The following is a 20,530-nucleotide window of genomic DNA, read 5'->3' on the forward strand; positions in this document are numbered from 1 at the left end:
CAAGGAGCCCTATGAAAAAACTATTTATTCTGTTGTTTGCCTGCCTTTGTGCCATTCCCGCCGCCGCGCAAAGCGGAAAAATCATCAAACCCGCTTTAAAAGCCGCCGCCGGAAAAACTATTCCGTCGGCCGCGCCGGAAATTTCCCTGCAGCAGGCGCAAGCCGCCTACTTGCAGGCCGCCCGCAACTATAACCGCTTTACGCCGCCCCTTGTATCTTCCGACTATGTATTGGCCCAAGGGAAAAAGCTGCAGCTTCAGTCCGGCGCGCTGCACAGACAGCTGGCCCGCTGGATGAACCAACGCATCCGCTCGTTGGAAGAACTAAAAGCCAAAAAAGAAGAAGCCCTTTTAATCTACGGCCAAGCTTTAGCCCAAAACCACGGCTGGACGGATACCGTACGCAATATGCCCAGCCCCCTGCCCGATATGTTCCCTCGCTATATTGAAGGAACGCCGATGGAACTTCCTTTTGAAAAATATGTGCGTGCGTTGACGGCCAAGACGGGCAACGTAAAAGCCTTGGGCACGCTCCAAACGGAACAGCAGGCCATTGCGGCCTTTTTGCAAAAAGACTTAAAGGAAACATCTCAAGAGTTATTTTCCCGCGTAAGCGATCCGGATCCTTTGGGCGAAATCATCCCCTTAAGTTTTGCCACCGCCAACCGGCTGGTACAGTTAACCCAATTTATGCTGCGCCACCCCAATGCCTTTCAGCCGCAGTTATTTGAACTAAACGTACGGGTGGCCCAAGCCCCCAAAACGCCGTTTAACGATTATTTGTGCACGCTGCTGCAAAAAGACCCCAACTATCCCACTTATTATGCCTGGTTGCGGGCGGAAAAAACGGGTATCAATTTTACCCCTTTCCAGCGGATGTACAACATTTTATCCGGCGGAAAATAAATTTTTTCTCTTTCAACCCGCCCCTCAAAGGGCGGGTTTTTTAGGGGGAAAAGCGCATAATTTCATATAATATAAATATGTGGAAAACCGTCGCGCTGCTGTGCGCTTCTAACCTATTTATGACGGTGGCCTGGTATGGGCACCTCAAGTTTAAAAACCGTGCCCTGTGGCTGGTGATTTTAGCCAGCTGGGGCATTGCCTTTTTTGAATACTGTCTGCAAGTGCCGGCCAACCGCATTGGCAGTAATTACTTCTCCGTTACGCAGCTCAAAGTAATGCAGGAAGTTATTACGCTTACGGTATTTGCCGGTTTTTCGGCGCTTTATTTTAAAGAAAGTTTTAAATGGAACCACTTGGTAGGGTTTGCGTGTTTGGTGGCGGCCGTATTTTTTGTATTCAAAAAATGGTAAAAAGAAAATATGAAAAACAAACACCGCCTGTTTATTAAAATAGCCGAATTGGTGGCCGAACAATCCACCTGCTGCCGGCTGCAAGTTGGGGCCGTGCTGGTAAAAGACAACCGCGTCATCAGCATGGGTTTCAACGGCACGCCCACGGGGCAGCTGCACTGCGAAGAAAATTTTAAAACCATTTACGAGCAATCCTACCGCGACAAATTCCCTACGTATGCGGATTTTGTCGCCAGCCGCACGTTTTACGATCTGCACGGGAAATGGTCGGTAGAAAACGAACTGCACGCCGAGCAAAACGCCATTGCCTTTGCCGCCAAAAACGGCATTGCCACGCAAGGCGCGTCGGTATATGTTACGTGGTCGCCGTGCGTACACTGTGCCAAAGTCATTGTAAGCGCCGGGATCAAAAAGGTGTTTTACAAAAATATGTACGACCGCAGCCAAGACGGCATTATCTTTCTGGCCCGCAACGGCATTGAATGCCGCCAGCTGACCGAAAAAGACATCGCCGCCAACTAAAACCGCTCATATTTTACTATAATGGAGTTATATGACTAAACAAAATACCTCTTCCGTAGAACAAAAAGACTTTCTCGTGTCGTTCTTATCCGGCATTATTGATTTTTGCAAAAAGAATAAAAAAGGCGTCCTAACCGCCTTGGTTATTTTGGTGCTGGCGGCCGCCATTGGCGGCGGGTATGCGGCCCATGTGAAAAAAGTAACGCAAAACTCTTGGGCGGCCTACTACTCGGCGCAAGTGGCGCTGTTAAGCGGCCAGGAACAAGAAGGCTTTGCGCTGGTGGATCAGCTGGCCAAAGATTACCCCGGTTCCGATGCTTCGCAATATGCGCTGCTAATGAAAGCGGATCTGCTCTACAGCACCGAAAATTACGCCCAAGCGGCGGACGTATATAAGGAACTGCTTGTTTCCAATAATCCTACGGTTTCTACGGTAGCCGCGCTTTCTTTGGCGGCGGCGCAGCAAGCCGTAAAAGATTACAAATCCGCCATTGAAGGGATGAACCAGTTTATTTCCAACAATCCCAAAAACTTCGCCTTGCCGCAAGCCTATTTAACCTTGGCCATGAGCCAAGAACTCGCCGGCAACAAAACCGAAGCGCTAAACGCCTACCAACATTTGGCCGACGCTTACACCCAAACGTATTTTGGGGAGCTTGCCAAACAAAAGTTGGCGGAACTGCAAAAATAATTTGATGTATATCCCGTCCGGTTCTTCCGGGCGGGATTTTGTTTAACCCCAAACTAAAATCACAAAAACAGAGGAACTGCATGTATAAGAAACTAACAGCCGTACTGCTTTTGTCCGTTCTGCTGGCCGATTTTTCCCACGGTGCGGGCTTTGCCTTGTACGAATACAGCGGCCGCGCCACCGCCATGGGCGGCGCCGTAATGGCCAACAAAGCCGAACCCGCTTCTTTGGCTACCAACCCTGCCTTAATTACCGAATTGGAAGGAACGCAGGCCCAGGTGGGAGTAACTGTCGTAACCGCCGATGCAAAGACCACGGTGGGCGGCGATTCCCGCACGTTAAAACATGACGTTTGGTATCTGCCGAACTTCTATATCACCCAAAAATGGAGCGACCAGGTCTCCGTAGGCTTGGGCGGATTTTCCCGTTACGGTCTGGGGGGCGAATACGCTGATCCCGTGCAAACGTGGCTGGGAAGCAACTTGGCCTATAAAGTAAGACTGGAAACGTTTTCTTTTACGCCGACTATTGCCGTAAAAGCCAATGACGAGTTCTCTATTGCAATGGGCTTGGAAGCCATGATTATCGGCTTTTCCCAAAGCTCCTATTTTAATGCAGACCCCAGAAACCCGGGCAACTTTGAAATCAGCGGTTCGGGCGTCAGCTGGGGGGGAAATTTCTCTTTAGTTTACAAACCGCAATGGGCCGAAAAATGGGCCTTGGGCGCGATGTATCGCAGCAAGGTAAAACAAAACTTAAACGGCCGCATTGACGCGGGCGACAAGACCTTCCCGGCTATCAACATCCACAGCGCAGACGCCGAAGGCGCCATTTCCCTGCCGGACAGTCTGTCTGCGGGCATTTCCTTCCGCCCCACGGATGCCTGGACGTTGGAAGCCGGTATCGTGGGCACCTTCTGGAGCGCTTACGACCAGATTTTGATTCAATATAAAGACAGCGAAACCAGCCCGGTCATCCGCAACAAGAAAAAATATAATGACGTCTACCGTCTAAACTTTGGTACGGAATATATGCTCACGCCCAATTGGGCCGTCCGGGCGGGATATGTGTTTGACAAATCCCCCATTAACCAAAACGAAATGGATACCCTCGTGCCGGTGGACGACCGCCATATCGCCAGCGTAGGGGTGGGCTATCAAACCGAAAAATGGAGCGTGGATTTTGCTTATGCCCATGTGTTCGCGCGCGACTTAAGCGGACACTCCGAACAATTGGTCAATCCGTTAACCGGCCAGCCGATGTCTATGAAATATACCGACGGGAAAAGCGATATGTTTGCGCTGACCTTCGGATATAAGTTTTAGAATAAGCAGATACAAAAAAACCGCTTTCCCCAAATGGGAAAGCGGTTTTTTATAGTCCTTCTTAAATAGCATCTTACAAGTTTTTGCTTAAATGCCCACTTTGGCTTTCTCCAACAATTTTTGAACCAAGCGCGAAACGGCATATTGGGGGATTTCCTTTGCGGATACGCACAAAAATCCTTCCGCCACCGGGCAAGAAGAGGGAAGATCTACTTCGGATAAATCCGCATAAATAACCCGGTGGGAAAGCACGTGTTTTACGGGGGGCACTTTCAGCATCGCTTTGCGGCGGCCAAATAACCGTTTATAGGCAGCGCCGGCAAGCCAATTTTCTTCCGGCGTCTGGCTTTCCACCAGCGGCGGCTCATACAAATTCTGCCATACGTCGCCCGGCCCGCGCTTATGAAGCCACGTGTTGTTCCCCTGCCGTACATATATATAATGGAAATAGCGGGAGGAAATTTTAGTCTTTTGCATTTTAACGGGCAGTTCTTCCACCCGCTTTTCTTGGCGGGCCTTGCAGCGCTTGGCCAGCGGGCAAGCGTCGCACTGGGGGGAAACCGGCGTGCAGACCATTGCGCCAAAATCCATAATGGCTTGGTTATAATCCCCCGGACGTTTGCCATCCAGCAGCTGCTGAGCTTTTTGCATAAACACTTTTTTCCCTTCCGGGGAATCTATGGCAATAGATATTCCAAACACTCTCGCCAACACGCGGTAGACGTTTCCGTCCACCACCGCATACGGCATTTGATAGGCAATCGAACAAATGGCCGCGGCGGTATAATCGCCCACTCCTTTTAACGCCCGAACGCCTTCATAGCTGCGGGGGAAAACACCCGCCATGCTTTTGGCCGCCGCATGCAAATTGCGGGCCCGGGAATAGTAGCCAAGCCCCTGCCAGTATTTCAACACCTCATCTTCCGACGCTTCCGCCAAAGAAAGGGGGGTGGGGAAGCGCTTTGCAAAACGCAGATAATACTCCATCCCCTGCGCCACGCGGGTTTGCTGCAAAATAATTTCCGACAGCCATATTAAATACGGATCCCGGGTATGCCGCCAAGGCAAATCCCGTTTATGCTGGTCATACCAATCCAGTAAAATGGAAGCAAAACTTTTCATAAGATACTTTATTTTACCAATTTAAAACCCTCCGGCCCACTCTTTGCAAAAGAAAAGAATTTCTCGCTCCAAACCGACAGTCCTAATTTTAAAAAGGGGGATATCTAAGGTACCCTCAAACTGAAATTGAAGGGATTATAAAAAAGCAAAATTAATGCCAATTTTGATATTTCGATTGTTCAAAAAGCAACTGCGATTTTGCCATTTGCATAAACCTAATTTTTTTGCAATTTAAGCCTCAGTTTTGCATGTATGGCTTTTACGCGTTTTTGTTTCCAACGGTTTATCTGGGCTTTTCCTGTGTTAATTTTTGCCGTATTTTTGCTTTTTGAAGTGATGTTTTTAAGCGTTATTTGCAAGGGCCCGTTACTAAAAATCTAACTGGAAGACATATATCAGATTTTTTTAAGCCTTCTACAACTTATTTTTTAATAAACCCACTGATATTTTTAGGTTATTTCTCGTCGGAGAAGACCCTTTGTCAACACAATTTGACATATAATGACATTAAATGAATAATATTGACATATGTCATCCAATAATCTATTATATGTCATACACGGGGGAAAACTCCGGTGGATAACTTTCTATACAGGGGAATTACTATGGCGGAAGAATCTTTCAAGATACGTCTTCGCTTTCCGGGCGGAGAAGAGTTCGAAGCGCAAGGAAACCAGCAATTTGTAGAGCAACAGCGCAATTATTTTTTAACGCTGATTGGCAAGCAAAAAGGGCGCTCCACCCTGTCCGCCGAGCCGGCCCTTACCCGTACGTCCGCCTTCCAAGAATCGTCCGATTCTCATCCGAAGGAGAGTCCCGCCACCCGAAACAATATGCCTGCTCTCTCTATTCTTCCGCCTGCCGAAAGAGAGAAACCCGTAATTTCTCCCGCTCCGCAACCTGCCGGAATAGAGGGTGCCGGCACTTTTCCTGCTTTACGGCTGTGGGAGCGGCTTTTAAAAGAGGATGGGGATATTGTCCTGCTTCGGAAGAAAATGCGCCTTAGCGCCCCGGAAGCAGCCTTATTATTGCTGGCCGGAACACGCGTCCTGCTTAAAAAGCCCGCCTGCGCCGCGCTGGACTTGGCCAGATCCCTTAAAAAATCCGGCTTTTCCGAAGGGAGATTAGACCGTTTACTCGCCCCGGAAATCCGCAGCGGGCACTTGACTTGCGAAGGAACAAAAAGGGGGAGAACCTACCGCCTTACCAACGAGGGCTTTGCCAAAGCTTTTGTGTTGGCCGAAAAATTAGGGAATGAGAACCCCATTTTATAGTTCCTATTAATCGCAAACTTTGCTAATTTCCGCTCAGATAGGCAGGCGTGGGGGAAAAACGGCTACAAACTGTACCTTCTTCATTTTTCCCGATTAAAATTTCTTTTCTTTCACAAGAATTCAACATAATTTTTATAAAAACGTTCCCTGTAAAATTTGCAAAAGCTATTTTTTATATATTTTTAAAAATACTTAAAAAATAAGAATTTTTTATTTTAAATTTATTTTTAATAAAAAACGCACAAAACAGCAATTCAGACGCCTTGATAAACCAATGCACGAAATCAATTTCAGCATAATCAACAACATCTCAAGAAACGGCATAAAACAAGCTTACATTTTTGAAAAAGGGGGCTTTTTTGCCCGGCCTACACAACTAACGATAATTTTTATTATGTTAATTAAAGGAGAGAAAAAAGCCTAAAAATAATATCTATTCTATTTATTAGTTTTATCTTATTTTTCATTAATTTAAAATGTTTTTTATATATAAATTAACAAATTTTATAGATTATTATTTTAAGCACTCAGCGTTCTGATACATAGGAACAAATTGGTATCGTTTTTTGGGACAGATTCCATTTTTTTGACTGCATTTTTCCGCTTTGTTTTTGGGTTTTAAAAAAGCAAATTTGCCATTGATTTATTAGGCCTTTGTAAAAATTAGTAAAAAATAAACTCTTTTTATGGTTGCAAAATTGAATATAATTTTAAAGTATATAAATTTCAATTTGTTTCTCCCCCTTCTGTTTAATAAAAACACATTTTTTGCTAATAAAAAAATTATTCTTATATTTTAATATAAATTTAAATTATATACGAAATTGCGTAAAACGCTCTAAAACGAATTAGGGGTACCTGGGATATGGGGTAAAATGAATTTGGGGCGATTTGGAAAAGCCAAAGAAAGAAGTAATTAAAGAAAAGAGGTAACAACCTGCCTGCCTGCCTGCCTGACTGACTGACTGCCTGACTGACTGCCTGACTGACTGACTGACTGACTGACTGACTGACTATCTGCCTGCTGATGACTCTGCCTGTGCCTGTAGGCAAGGCAGTTAAGCGTTTTAAGAGTAATCCAAGCCAAGCTTTTTTGGGTAAAAGCCAACAGTTTCCTTTATATCTACCAGCCTAGCTACCCGCTCATGAAAGAAAAGGAACTAAAGTACCTGTTGTAAGGGTACGTCCAAAATTTATAGATTTCAAACACTATAAGAAAACCTGTTTTAAGGGTATTTTCAGCAGGAAGGCTGTTGTATTCGGAAAAGAGAACGCTCGGCGCATATACATAACACCAGCAACAAACGAAGCATAGGTTGGTTCTGTGGGCTCTTTGGGGGGAAAACAACAGTTTAATAAGGGGAAAAAGGGTTATCCCCCCTTTTTAATCGGGAAATATAACAAATGGGCCATCCTCTATTCGGAATTTTCCCCCCACGAAAGGGAATCCCCCTTGGAAAGGAGTTCCCAAGGGGGTTATAAAAGGGCAGCCTAATCCGGAAAAGCTACTTAGATCCTGATCGGCCCGCGGCTTTCTGCTTAAGCAAATTTAATAAGGATTGCCCCCCCGTTGAAGCCCCGCCGGAAGACATAACGGACTGGGCGGACACGGCACTGGGATCTTTGGCTTGAGAAGGTTGAAAAGCGGCCGCCGCGGCATCTTTTTCCGCTTGATTTGTTTTATTGCCCAAGCCGCCCGCACCCCCTCCTACAGCGGAAGCCGCCGTTAGCGCTTTAAAATCTTTTGCCTGCGGCGGTTTATAATTACTCATAGAGGTCTGTGCCTGAGCGGAGGAAACTGCCCCTTTTTTGCCGAAAGAAGCCGCGCCCGACGCCGAGGAAGACGACGTCCCCGCGGTAGACGGATGAGACGTAAAAATTACCGTGGCCGGCTTATAGACGGCTTGCTGGGTAGTAGGGCGGGAAACTGCTACATTCGTAGTAGGGCGCGAAAGCGTAACCGACGTGTTGGGCCGCACCACCCCCACTGAAGTCGTAGGACGCACTACATTAACAGCGGTTTCCGGGCGGGAAACTGCCACCGCCGTGGTAGGGCGCGATACCGCCACCTTCGTAACAGGCCGCTGCCCCCACGCGGGGCTGAACAGTACCAAAACGGAAAAGATACAAAGGAAGTATTTCATACACACGCCTCATCTATACCAGCACATATTCTATTAAAGGAATCACGAAACGCCCCTTCCCCACGAAAGACAGGAAAGAGGCGTTTACAAAACATTTATTTTTGGGCAGGCTGCTGCCCAGCGGAAGCCGCCTTAAGCAAAGAGGACATATCCGGCATTCCCGGCACATTCATACCGGCCGGCATTCCTGCGGCACCGTTATTTGCACCGCCCGCCGCGGAAGAGCCCCCGGGAGCGGCCGCACCGCCCATCATATTGCCTAAGCCCTGCATCATACTTTGCATTTGTTGCATCATGGCCGCCGGATCCGCCATGCCCGCAGGCGCTGCAGGCGCCGCCGCATTGGAAGTGTTGGCAGCCGCCGCTTGCTGTCCGCCTGCCTTCGCAGGTGCCGCAGCTTTTGCAGCCGATTTCGCCGCCGGGGCTTGCGGCGTGCCGCCCTGCAAGGCTTTCACGGCTTGAGCCGCTTGTTCGGCAGAGGTATCTTTAAATTCTTTGCTGCCCTGGATATCGGTCTGCACCGTTTTGGTTTGCACGCCTTTGCTCCAATCGCGCTGACGGGAACTGTAATTGCTGAAGGTGCGCGTTTTAATGGTTGAATTGGCGCCCGGCACAGAAGAGTCTTCCGCCTCTTCTTGGTTGGCGCGCGACCCGAAACTGGGACGGGAAGATCCGCCCGCACGGTACATTTGGGCATCCGCCGTAACGAACGCACACAACAAAGCCATAATCATCCAAAATTTCATATTTCCCTCCTGCTAAAACATACTTATTAATAGTATGATACATCCAACGGCCAATGTCAAGGCGTAATAGCCCCCTTTTGGGACGGGGCCTTTTTTTGCTACACTGTAGACAATGAATTCCCCTATTTATGACGTAATTATCATTGGCGGCGGCGCCAGCGGGCTGATGTGCGCGCTGGAATGCGCCCGCCGAGGCAAAACAACCCTTCTCTTGGAAAAAGACGCCCTGCCCGCACGCAAAATTTTAGTCAGCGGCAACGGCCGCTGCAACCTGACCAATGCGCACGTAAGCCCGTCTTTTTACCATGCAGATACCGCCCTCATGGCCCAAACGCTAAGTCAATTTTCTTTTCAAGACTGCTTAGATTTTTTTGCCCGGTTAGGGGTCTTAACCGTGGAAGAAAACCTGGGGCGGGTCTTCCCGTCTACGGGCAAATCTACCGCCGTGGCCGAACCCCTAAAGCTGGCCGTCAGCGAGGCCGGGGCCGAAATCCAAACGTCCTGCGAAGCCGTGCGCCTAAAACGCGGCAAAACGTTCACCGTTCACTGCCGCGGCGGACAAATTTTTCAATCCCGCCGCTTGGTGCTTGCCTGCGGTTCGTGCGCCTACCCGCAGCTGACGGGCACCCAAAGCGGCTACGAATTAGCCCGCTCGCTGGGGCACTCCATTATTCCCCCAAAGCCGGCTTTAAGCGCCCTGTGCCTAAAGGAAACCGCCGTGGCCCGCTTGAACGGAATTCGCAGCCAAGTGCGCCTGCGGGCCTTGCAAAACAACCGCGTGTTGGATCAGGCCGAAGGGGAAGTGCTGTTTACAAATTACGGAATCAACGGGCCGGCGGTGTTAAACGTCAGTTCATCCGTTTCCCGCGCGCTGAAAGACGGAAATGTAGTGCTGGAACTGAATTTTCTCCCACAGTTAAAAGACCCGCAGAATTTTCTGCGCCAACGGTTGGCCGCGTTTCCCGCCCGCCGGCCGAAAGATTTTTTTGCCGGTATTTTGCACGAAAGCATTGCCAACCTGTTGATTGATTTTATCGGTCTTCGCAAAAACATTCCCGTCGGGCAGCAAACGCCAAATGCCCTGCAGCGCCTGGTGCAAACACCGTGCGCCTGGCCGCTGACGGCCACCGGCGTGCGCCCATGGAACGAAGCCATGGCGGCGACGGGGGGTGTAAATACGCGAGAAATAAACTATAATACATTTGAGTCGCTTAAATGTCCGGGCCTGTATATAACTGGCGAATTATTGGATGTGGACGGCAAAAGCGGCGGATTTAATTTGCACTTTGCCTGGGCTTCGGGAATCATCGCGGCACGGGCCTTGTCGGAGGAACAGTAACATATGGTAGACATCGTCAGAAAAACAACCAGCTTGAATGATCCCCTCCATGTGGGATTTGTCCGTACCTATTATGTAGACGGCAAAGAAGTGTACAGCGAAACGTTGGACAAAAACCTGGACATTGAAAAGCATTCCGGTACGATGCCGGACGGCACCGTAAAAGAATTTTTTGAAAACGGGAAACTGTATTTTGAATGCGAATTTAAAAACGGCCAGCGCAACGGCGCCTGCAAAATTTATTTTGACAACGGCAAAGTTAGCATTGAAAAGTTTTATGAAAACGGCATGCTGCAAGGCAAAGCGCGCGTCTTCCACCCGACGGGAAGACTGTATAAAGAATTTTCATATGTAGACGATATCCAAGACGGAAAACAGGTAAAATACTATCCGGACGGGAAAGTCTTGGAAACGGCGGAATACAAAAAAGGTTATTTAAACGGCATCTGCAAAGTGTATACGCCCGACGGAGATTTGCGCTCCGAATGCACGTATAAGAACGATAAAATCGTAGGAGATAAAATTATCTACCACCCCAACGGCACCATTGCTTTAATCTCCCCCCACAAAGACGGCAAACCCCATGGGGTAACCAAAAAATTCAGCGAAACGGGAGAACTGATTGAAGAGTGGTTTTTTGAGGACGGCATTTTGACGCTCAAAAAAGTTCACTGACGTTTCTTTTTCTGACGATAACTCCCGGCGGTTAACCCGCCGGGAGTTTTTTATTTTTCTTTCTTTTTTCCCGATTTGGTAAAATATAAGAAACAGACAAGATAGGCCGCCAGCCGGACGGGCGGCCTATCTTGTCGGAGGATTTTTATGGCACAAGCCGTATCTATACAAACGCACAATCCGTTTAAAGCGCGTACGATTTCCCAGCTGCTGATTAAATTTTCCGCCCCGGCCGTGGCGGGGATGTTCGTCAACGCCATTTACAACATCATCTCCCGCATTTACGTAGGCCAAGATGTAGGGGCAAACGGCCTGGCCGGGATTACCATTTTGTTTCCGTTGGGGCTTATCTATATGGGCTTTAGCGCCCTGATCGGCGTGGGGGCAAACGCCCTGTTTTCCATTCGCCTGGGAGAAAAGAAAGAAGAAGAAGCCCAAATGATTTTGGGCAATGCCTTTGTACTGCTTGCCTTGATTTCCGGCATTATTACGCTAGGCAGTTATTTCTTTTTGGATTCTTTTTTGGGCTTTCTGGGGGCAGACAGCGAAGTTTTGCCCTATGCGCGCGATTACGCCAAGGTCGTACTGCCTGGCTATTTTTTATTTGGCATCAGCATTGGGTTAAATAACTTTATTCGTTCTTCCGGCCACCCAAAAACCGCCATGGCCACGCAATTTATCGGCGCGCTGATTAACATTGTGCTCGGCCCCATTTACATTTTTGTATTTGACTGGGGCATTCAAGGGGCGGCGGCGGCCACCGTCAGCGGGCAGGCGGTATCGTTTATCTGGGTAATGTTATTTTTTACCGGTCAGCGCAGTTTTTACAAACTGCATTGGAAATTTTTCCGTTTAAAAGCGTACATCGCGCTGGACAGTATGGCCATCGGATTTTCGCAGTTTGCTTTCCAGCTGGCTTCCAGCACCTTAAACGTCATTTTGAACCACTCGCTCCTTAAATACGGCGGCAATTTGGCGATTTCCGCCGTGGGGATTGCCGTCAGCGTCAATACGCTGGTGATGATGCCGCTGATCGGCCTTTCGCAAGGGGCCCAGCCTTTAATCGGCTACAACTACGGCGCCCGCAAATACGCAACGGCCATTCAAACCCTAAAAATGGCCATGCGCTGGGGAATGGGCATTACAACCGCCGGATTTATTTTGTTGGAAATTTTTGCGCGCCCCATTGCGTCCGTCTTTAATTCCGACAATATGGCTTTGGTAGATTTGTCCGCCCAGGTCATTCGGCTGTTTAACCTGCTGTTGCCCATTGTGCCGCTGCAAGTGCTGACCACCAGCTTCTTCCAAGCCATTAACAAGCCTTTAAAAGCGGCGTTTTTAAGTTTGTCGCGCCAGGTGCTGTTGGTTATTCCGCTGGTGCTTATTTTGCCGCTTTTCTGGGGATTAACGGGCGTATTTTTGGCGCCGGTGTTTGCAGACGCTATTTCCGTTACCCTGTCCGTAATTATGATTAAGAACTTTTTTGATAAGCACGGGCAGAATTTCTTTTTTAGCAAAAAGCATTCCCCCGCCCGCAAGACGGCTTAGTTTGAACCAGCAATTAGATGAACAATTCCCGGCAGACACGCCGGGAATTTTTGTTTACGGAAGCACTTCAAAATCAGCCGAGGCCTCTTCCGAGGCGCAAGATACTTTCAGCGTGTGTTTGCCGGGCTTTAGCGGCCACCACGTTTGGCAGGAGATGCCGGGCAATTTTTCCCCGTCCATCGTCCAGCGGCAGCTCTTTTCGGCGCAGGCCGCCTCCAGCCGAAGCACCTGCGCGGCGCGCGGAATGGAAGGATCCATTTTAAACACATCTCCTTTATCAGGCGACGTGATGGCAAGCGCGGAGACGGCTACCTGATGCCGCCCGCTGCAGACCGCAGGCAAATGCCGGGAGGAAAAGACTTCTTCTTTGGTATGCGTGCAGGCAGGGCCGGCCAGCAGGCCGCTTTGCGTGCAGACTAAAGCGCGGGTAATTCCCGCTGGCGTTTCAAACGGCTCGGAAGGATATTTTTTCTGCAAATACACCGCCAAATCGTGCATAATGGGGCCGGCGCCGGTAACGCCGGAGACTTTTTGCATGGGCGTGGCGTCAAAATTGCCCACCCATACGCCAATCGTCCAGCGGGGCGTGTAGGCCAATGTAAAATTGTCTTTATAATCTTTGGAAGTGCCCGTCTTGGCGGCAAGCGCAAACGGTACCGAAAGCGCAGAATTAAGCCCAAACGCGGGCGCACGGGCGTTATTGTCGGCCAGAATGTCCGTTACCAAATAGGCGGTCTGCTCGTCAAAAATACGGGTTTCCCGCCCGGGCAGGTAAATGGCCGGCCGTTGGCCCACGCGAAGCGGTTTATAAACGCCCCCCCGCGCCAAGGCGGCGTAGGCGTTGGTCAGATCCAGCAGGCGCACTTCTCCGTTTCCCAAGGCAATGCCCAAGCCATAGAAATCGGCCGGTTTTTCCAAGCTCGTCAGCCCCGCCCGGCGCAACAGCGCCAAAATGTTGGAAGCGCCCGTTTTTTCGGCCGCTCTGACCGCCGGGATATTGTACGAACACGCCAGCGCCGTACGCACCGGCACAAAGCCGTGGTAGCTTTCATCATAATTGCGAGGGCGGAAACCGCCTTCAAAAAAGGTATCTTTATCGTCCAGCAGGGAGGCCGGCGTCAGCAGGCCTTGCTCAAAAGTCAGCCCGTATACAAACGGTTTTAAGGCCGATCCCGGCTGGCGAAGCGCGCGGGCGCCGTCCACCTGCCCGTTGTGGGCTTGGTCATAAAAATCGGCAGATCCCACATAAGCCAGCACCCCGCCCGTGGCATTTTCCACCACCACTACGGCGGCGTTGGTTACGTTGTCTTCTTTTAATTGGGAGATGTAATTTTTGACCAATTCTTCGGCATACAACTGCAAGTCCCGGTCTATCGTTGCGTACACGTCCTGCGTCTGCGGCGGCAGCAGCGGATATAAAAAGCGCGTAAAATGAGGCGCGTCAAACGGGCGGGAAGCCGACTTTAATTCCAACTTTTCAGCCACCGCCATTTGGTACATTTCTTCGTCAATAAATTCGTTTTCCAGCATGCGCTTCAGCACCCAATCGCGCCGTTTGATCGCCCGCGAAAAATGCTTAAGCGGATTGTAGTAGGTGGGAGATTTAATCAGCCCCGCCAAAAACGCCGCCTGGGAGAGAGACAGTTCCGAAGCCGATACATTGAAATAGAACCGGCTGGCGGCCTCGGCCCCTTGGGTCAGGTTGCCCAGTTCCAAGAGGTTGAAATACTCCTCCAAAATTTCCTCTTTGGTCATTTCCCGCTCCAGGAGCAAGGCGTTATAGGCCTCTTTGGCTTTGCCCCACAGCGTCCGCGGGCGCGGCTCCAAGGCGCGGGCCAGCTGCTGGGTAATGGTGGACGCGCCGGAGACGATTTCCCCCTCCGTGGCGTTCTGCCACGCCGCGCGCAATATGGCTTTTACATCCACCCCCGGGTGCGAGAAAAAGCGTTTGTCTTCCGCCGCCAGCGCGGCCGCAATCAGCCAAGGGGAAATTTCCGTCAGCGGTACAGGCAGGTAGTAGGTATTATTTTCCGACAAAAACCCCCGCATCGGCGCGCCGTAGCGGTCGTAGATTTGTTTGGAAGGCGATAAAAAAGCTTCTTCCCCCCAGACCAGGCAGGGAAGAAGCAATAGAAAAAATACCTTCCAAATGCAGCGCATGCTTACTTGATGACAATCGTCTCGGTGGCATTGCGCCCGAACACCGCCGGTTCGTACATTTGGCTGGCCCACAGGCTGGGATAGGCAAACGTACCCGCCACGGAAGCCGTTACCAAGTACGAATACGCGTGCGTACCGGCGGGTAGATAGTCGGCAAAGGCGGCGATGCGGTCGTCGTATTTTTCATCGCGTTCAAAGCCGTTCCACTGCGGCGTGTCCAGCGCGGCCGCCTGTTCCTGCGATTCGGTGGCCAGCGAGGTGTTGATGATTTCAAACCCGGCCGGGATGAAATCTTCCACCACCACAAAATGCCGCGAGGCCGCATTTTTTACGTGCAGCGTAATTTTATAGCGTTCGCCCGCTACAATGTTGGAAACGGGTTTTCCGTCCAGCGTCGTAATCTCGCGCGAGACCGTAAACCCGGCATCCACCGGCGTTTGGTACGAAAGCGGTTCGTACTCCTGCCCCAACGTATAATACAGCGTGCCCGCCCCGTCCTTGGCAAACGTCAGGCGCGTTTCCGTGCCGTTTCCGTAGGCTTGGGCAAACGGGACGGACGCCGTTTTCGCGTCCACCGTCCGGCCTTTAAAAGAAGCTTCCAGCACGGTCTTGGCGCCTAATTTGACCGAGGCCGCATAATCGGGCTCCACGCTTTCCATGGTTTGATAATACGTATTGAGCGCCATAAACGCCGCCGCATTGACGCTGGTATTGGCCCAATATCCTTGGGCGTTTAATTGCGTAAGCATCCAGGAAGCCGTCTTGAACGCATCGGCAAAAGGCTGCTTTGCATAGAGCAGCGCGTCCAACGCCAGCGCGCTGGCTTTGACGTTGCCCATATGCAGCCACGGCATTTCTTCGGGCGCGTCAAAATACGCGGCCTGCGGCGTGTAGGCAATATGGTTTAAAATGCTTTGGGCGATTTTGGCTTTTACGGCGTCCGTATTTCCCCCCGCTTGGGCGGCTTTTAACAAGTAGGCTTTCGCGGGCAGCGGCAGGGAGCCCAGCTTGCCGTAGAGGTTGTTAAACGCGCTTTGTACGTTTTTGCCGTACAGTGCCAACACATACGCCGCATAGGCGCGGGCGGTTTCCGTTTCCAGCGAAGAATAGCTGTAGGCTTTCTGCACCTTGGAAGAGAACGCGCCTTCAAGCCATTGGGCCGCTTTTGCAAGCGACTTGTCCTGCACGGTATATCCGGCCTTTTTGGCCAAGTAATTCACTTCCAGCGCATAAGCCGTTACATACGGATCCGGGCGGGAATTTTTCCAATATCCGTATCCGCCGGCCGCCGTTTGGTATTGCGAAACTTCATCCAAAATATCCTGCACCTGGGCTTTTAGCTGGGTTTTGTCGCCCAGTTTAAAGTCTTCCACCAGCTGCGCGCCCGTTACCACCGGCACGATTTTGGACATTTTCTGCTCCAGGCAGTCATACGGATACGTCATCAAATACACCATAGACCCTTTTAAATTGAGCAGCGCCGTAGAAGCCAGCGACAGCGTAACGCGGTTGTCGGCCGACTCGTTTAAATTGCCGGGTTTGTCCAGCAGTTCTTCCTGCGACGAGACCGTAGAAGCATACAACGCAAGCGTTTGTTTCTTTTCTACGGGCGACACGGTCAGCTCCGCCGCTACGCCGTCCGACTCGGTTTTGGCCTGCACGCTAAAGGCCACTCGGGCGGGGCCGTCTGCCACCGCTTCGCAGGGCCAGGTTACTTCGCGCGCTTTGCCAAGGGCAATGTTGACGCTCTGCTCCGCCGCGCCCGTGAGGCGTATGGAGCCTTCGGCGCGGGCGGTAACCGTCATATCGCCTTTTTTGTCTTCATAATTATAGATGACCGCCCCGCAGGAGAATTTATCCCCTTTGCGGGCAAAACGCGGCAGGTTGGAAGTAACCATAATCGGCTTGGATACTTCAATCGCGGTTTCGGCGGAACCGAATTCATCGGCCGTCATCGCCACCGCCATCACGCGGAACTTGGTCAGATTGTCGGGCAGTTTAAACGTTACTTCCGCACGGCCTTTTTTGTCGGTCTGCACGGTGGCATTGAAGTAAGGCGTAAACATAAAGTTGGAGCGCAAATCCACCCCGCCCAGCTTGGCGTCCGCCGAGCCGCCGCCGCCGCGGTTTTCCCCTTTTTCGCCAAAGTTGCGCTGGCCCACCACGTAGACGCGGTTGTCCATCGTAAAGACGGACACCGGGCGCGAACCGTAGAAGTAGTCAAACAAGTTCGGCGTTTCGTAATCCGTCAACGCCAGCACCCCTTCGTCCACTACCATGACCACCACTTCGGCGGGCATGTTTTTGGCGTTGGGTTTGGCCGTAATTTTTAAGGTTACTTCTTCGCCGGGGCGATATTCTTTTTTATTGGGTTTGATGACGGGTTTGATTTGTTTGGAATCGGGCAGTACCGACAGATTGACGTACCCCACCTTCCCCTGCGGTTTGCCCAAATCCAGCCCTTTGTCGGTAACCGGGTCGGCGCTGCGGCCGCGCACCAACGTAACGCTGACGTATACGTTCGGCAAATAAGAGGCTTTCACCGGCACTTCCACATAATCGGCGCCTCCCTTGACGGTGGTTACCCACGCGTCCAAAATGCCTTCGCGCTCCACCGTTACCAAGGCAAACGCCTGTTCGTAAGGCGATTCCACCGCGATGCGCGCCGTTTTGCCGGGCTTATAAGCGTTTTTATCTTGTTTTAAAACCAGCAAATCATCGTCCGACTGTTTCCAGTAGGCTTGGCCTTCCCCGTACACAAACACGTTAAACCCGCCCGTTACTTTGCGGCCGGCGGCGTCTTCGGAAAGCAGCGTTACGTAGTAGCTGCCCGCCTCTTCGGGATTAAAGGAAAGCACGGCACCTTTTTCGGATACTTCCAAGGTTTGCGTGGGCAGCTCGGTTACTTTCTTTTCGCTTACCCATTCCAACCGGCCCGAAAGCCCCGTCTTGCGTACGCTGTACCATTGTTCTTTATAAATTTTGGCCGTAACGGACGCTTCGGTGCGTTTGCCTTGCGGCGTAACGGCGATGATATCCGCTTGGACGGGCTGCCCCAGTTCGGCCCGTTCCGCAAGCAATTTGCTGCCTAAATAGAAATCCGCCGGGTGCACCAGCACCGACGTGCGGGCAAATAATTCCTGCCGCGCGGGCGACTGTACGCCCAGCTCGGCATAGACCTTGGTAGGGAACGAAACCGACGGCATCCGCGCCGCAAACGAAAGGGCGCCTTTAGCGTCCAGCACACCGGAAGAATTGAGCAGCAGTTTGCCGTTTTCCTGCGATTCTTTTTCGCGCAGGAAATAGGGCGTAAAGGTGTATTCGTCAAATCCGGCCGGTTCAAACCAGGCCATTTCCCGGCGAAGCGTCCACTGGGCTTTGGCGTCCGCCAACGGCGAGCCGAAATTGTACTGGGCAGACGCCGCAAACGAGGCTTCCTGCCCCGCCAAATAATCGGCTGTTTCCGCCCGCAGGTTTACTTTAAAATCGGCCTGTTCCACCGCTTCTACGCGGAAGGAATAATACGCGCGCGGCGCATCTTCCAGATTTTTAATCTGCGGCTCAAACGACAGGCTCCACGACCCCGTGGCCGCCGTTTTGGGAATGTCAAACGACAGGTCAAACGTTCCCATGCCCGAAGAAACCGTTACGTCTTTTTTAAGGACTTCTTCGCCGCGGGCATCGGTAATCTGCACGGTGCCGCGCACCACATCGGGCAGGCGCCAGGCGCCGTCTTGCAGCAGGCGGGAAACGCCCTTGATATACATCGTTTCGCCGGGGCGGTATACGCCGCGGTCGGCAAACAGATACGAGCGGACAAATTCCCGCTGGGGGTTATATTCGTAGCTTAAATTAAACCGCCACGGCTGAAGGCCATCGTTCCACAAATTGCTGACGACGGCATCCCCGCCCGCGCTGGATACAAACGCGTAAATTTCCGGCTGGCTCCAAGATTTGGCTTCTACGTCCAGCTTGCTCCAGCCCGGTGCGCGGGCCAGCCCGTTCATATCGGTGCTGCCCGTCCATAAAATTTTATTTTCCTTGCCGCGCAGTTCCACCGTCAGGTTGGGCATCGGTTCGCCCGTTTGCAAAGACGTGGCCCACAGCAGGATATTATCCGGCGAGGTTTTGAACGTAACACCCACGTCGGTAATGTTATCCGTGGAGGAAATCCAGCAGCCTTTATCGCCGTATTTTTTGCCCGTCAGTTTGACTTGGCTGAAGACAATGCTGTCTTTGGCGGTGGGATTGAACTTGCTTAAATCAATAAACGTTTTTAACGTGCGGTCTTTTACGTCTTTAAACGTATAATTGCCGGAGAAGGTAGGATCCGTCAGCGGTTTTTGGGCGCAGTAACTGCTGGAGGCTTGGTCAAACGGAACAAAATTTTCTTTGTTAAAACGCGCCCCGCGCAGCGGCAAGGAAGGCGTATTCATCAAATCAATCGGCAGGCGCGGGCTTAAATAGCTTTCCAGCACGCCCAGTCCGCCCGAAAAATCCACCGCCGGGCAATAGCCGCTGTTGGAAACCGTCAGTTGGTAATTCTGCCCCAGCGAATTGCCGTAAATATCCTGCAGGCCTTTGCCCAACGTAACCGTAACCGCCTGGCCGGGCTGCAAGTCCAAAAAGGCCAGCGGCGTGCGGAAATAAGCGGCGCCGGTTTTGCTGTCCACCACATCCGTGCCCAGTGCGTTAAGTTCCTGCTCGGACATTTCCCGCTTGGCCGAAGCCGGCTCCACCCGGGCGGCGGCATACAGTTCGCGCATGCGCACCGGAGAAGAAAAATTGACCGACGGCGTATACGGCAGGCAGCCGTCTTTCAATTCCCCCACCACGCTCAGTTCCGGATACGTGTAAAAGCTGGACTGGTACGCCTTGGCCATTCCCAGCGGGCCTTGGGTGCTTTTGAGGCCTTCTTTCAGCGTAAGGGTATACTGGGTGCCTTTTTGCAAGGTATCTAAGGCGTTAATAGCGATGATTCTTTCTTTGTTTTGATAATAGGAGAAATCTTTATCATATTCCAAGGAACTGATGGGGCGGATAATTAAAGGAAGCGTTTTTTTGACGGCAGGCCGTTTGGTTTTGGAAAGGCCGATTTTTTCGCTTAGCGTCGGCTCCGGCTCCTGCATATAAGAAAGCTCCACATAATTGGAAACCGTGCTCATGTCCACCGGCATATTAAACACGGCATATAGGGTGGGATACAAATTGATCCAGCGTTCGTTATTGTTGGGACGGACGGCATTGACCTGCGGCAGGGCCGTCGTAAAATTATAGACGTAATCCTGCGCCAGTTTTTGCCCCGATACGGCGGACTTGAACCCCGCTTTTAGCCGAACCGTAAAACGGGTGGCCACGGGCCAATCCTGTTCCGGCTCAAACAGCAGCGTCTGCGTGCCGCTGTAGCGGCAGGAGCCTTTGACGGCGGGCGTAACGGTAATCGGGCAATTGTCCGAAGAGAATGCGCTTTCTTCCCCCAGCGCCACCACCGGCTGGTTGAACGTAACCGTTACCGCTTGGCGGCCGGTATAATTCAGCTGGCCTTTGGGCGTAGCCGAAAGCACCTTTAAAGCCGGTGCCGCAAATAAAGCGCCGCACGGCAATAAAAGTGCAGCTGCCAGCGCGCCGAAACGCGCCATAAAACGGGTGTGTTTCATAAAGACTCCTCC

14 protein-coding genes are annotated in these 20,530 nt (G+C 51.3%); 9 read left to right on the forward strand and 5 right to left on the reverse strand.

Annotation, left to right across the window (positions count from 1 at the left end; all coding sequences use genetic code 11):
* Window positions 1-11 precede the first annotated feature (11 nt).
* From B5F75_RS04485 to B5F75_RS04505, 5 genes are all read left to right on the forward strand, one after another.
* Window positions 12-905, forward strand: coding sequence for a hypothetical protein (locus B5F75_RS04485; protein WP_087288377.1), 894 nt, complete (start codon window positions 12-14; stop codon window positions 903-905).
* Window positions 906-982: 77 nt separating this feature from the next.
* Entirely contained in the window at window positions 983-1,315 is a 333-nt protein-coding gene (locus tag B5F75_RS04490) for a DMT family protein (RefSeq protein WP_087288379.1), read from the forward strand.
* 9 nt (window positions 1,316-1,324) lie between these two features.
* Window positions 1,325-1,837 carry a deoxycytidylate deaminase gene (locus B5F75_RS04495; protein WP_087288382.1) on the forward strand — a complete coding sequence of 171 codons (513 nt, stop codon included), beginning with the start codon at window positions 1,325-1,327 and terminating at the stop codon, window positions 1,835-1,837.
* Window positions 1,838-1,868: 31 nt separating this feature from the next.
* Window positions 1,869-2,528 (forward strand): tetratricopeptide repeat protein, encoded by a 660-nt coding sequence (locus B5F75_RS04500; RefSeq protein ID WP_087288385.1) that lies wholly within the window; start codon window positions 1,869-1,871, stop codon window positions 2,526-2,528.
* A gap of 80 nt (window positions 2,529-2,608) precedes the next feature.
* Window positions 2,609-3,853 (forward strand): OmpP1/FadL family transporter, encoded by a 1,245-nt coding sequence (locus tag B5F75_RS04505; RefSeq protein WP_087288387.1) that lies wholly within the window; start codon window positions 2,609-2,611, stop codon window positions 3,851-3,853.
* A gap of 87 nt (window positions 3,854-3,940) precedes the next feature.
* Here B5F75_RS04505 and mutY read toward each other — a convergent pair whose 3' ends face one another.
* A complete protein-coding gene (gene mutY / locus B5F75_RS04510) occupies window positions 3,941-4,975 on the reverse strand; it encodes an A/G-specific adenine glycosylase (protein WP_087288389.1) in 1,035 nt (344 codons plus the stop codon).
* 605 nt (window positions 4,976-5,580) lie between these two features.
* On the opposite strand from mutY, the gene B5F75_RS04515 reads away from it, so the two are divergent.
* A complete protein-coding gene (locus B5F75_RS04515) occupies window positions 5,581-6,249 on the forward strand; it encodes a hypothetical protein (protein ID WP_087288391.1) in 669 nt (222 codons plus the stop codon).
* A 1,505-nt stretch (window positions 6,250-7,754) separates the two neighbouring features.
* Here the strand turns inward: B5F75_RS04515 and B5F75_RS04520 are convergent.
* Together B5F75_RS04520 and B5F75_RS04525 are read right to left on the reverse strand one after the other, a co-directional pair.
* On the reverse strand, window positions 7,755-8,393 hold the full coding sequence (locus tag B5F75_RS04520) for a hypothetical protein (RefSeq protein WP_087288393.1): 639 nt from the start codon (window positions 8,391-8,393) through the stop codon (window positions 7,755-7,757).
* Between the two features lie 95 nt (window positions 8,394-8,488).
* A complete protein-coding gene (locus tag B5F75_RS04525) occupies window positions 8,489-9,139 on the reverse strand; it encodes a hypothetical protein (RefSeq protein ID WP_087288395.1) in 651 nt (216 codons plus the stop codon).
* 112 nt (window positions 9,140-9,251) lie between these two features.
* Between B5F75_RS04525 and B5F75_RS04530 the strand changes: the two genes are divergently transcribed.
* The 3 genes from B5F75_RS04530 to B5F75_RS04540 all read left to right on the forward strand — a co-directional run bounded on the left by B5F75_RS04530 (window position 9,252) and on the right by B5F75_RS04540 (window position 12,701).
* The gene (locus B5F75_RS04530; RefSeq protein WP_087288399.1) at window positions 9,252-10,478 is read left to right on the forward strand and encodes a BaiN/RdsA family NAD(P)/FAD-dependent oxidoreductase; all 1,227 of its coding nucleotides are present in this window, start codon (window positions 9,252-9,254) and stop codon (window positions 10,476-10,478) included.
* A 3-nt stretch (window positions 10,479-10,481) separates the two neighbouring features.
* Window positions 10,482-11,153, forward strand: a complete 672-nt coding sequence (locus B5F75_RS04535) for a toxin-antitoxin system YwqK family antitoxin (RefSeq protein ID WP_087288401.1) — start codon at window positions 10,482-10,484, stop codon at window positions 11,151-11,153.
* A 147-nt stretch (window positions 11,154-11,300) separates the two neighbouring features.
* A complete protein-coding gene (locus tag B5F75_RS04540) occupies window positions 11,301-12,701 on the forward strand; it encodes an MATE family efflux transporter (protein ID WP_087288402.1) in 1,401 nt (466 codons plus the stop codon).
* Between the two features lie 54 nt (window positions 12,702-12,755).
* On the opposite strand, the gene pbpC is transcribed toward B5F75_RS04540, so the two are convergent.
* Both pbpC and B5F75_RS04550 read right to left on the reverse strand, forming a co-directional pair.
* A complete protein-coding gene (gene pbpC / locus B5F75_RS04545; protein ID WP_087288404.1) occupies window positions 12,756-14,861 on the reverse strand; it encodes a penicillin-binding protein 1C in 2,106 nt (701 codons plus the stop codon).
* A 2-nt stretch (window positions 14,862-14,863) separates the two neighbouring features.
* Complete coding sequence (locus B5F75_RS04550) at window positions 14,864-20,518, reverse strand: alpha-2-macroglobulin family protein (protein ID WP_087288407.1); 5,655 nt, start codon at window positions 20,516-20,518, stop codon at window positions 14,864-14,866.
* Window positions 20,519-20,530: the final 12 nt, after the last annotated feature.

The organism is Elusimicrobium sp. An273, from assembly GCF_002159705.1.
GTDB lineage: Bacteria > Elusimicrobiota > Elusimicrobia > Elusimicrobiales > Elusimicrobiaceae > Avelusimicrobium > Avelusimicrobium gallicola.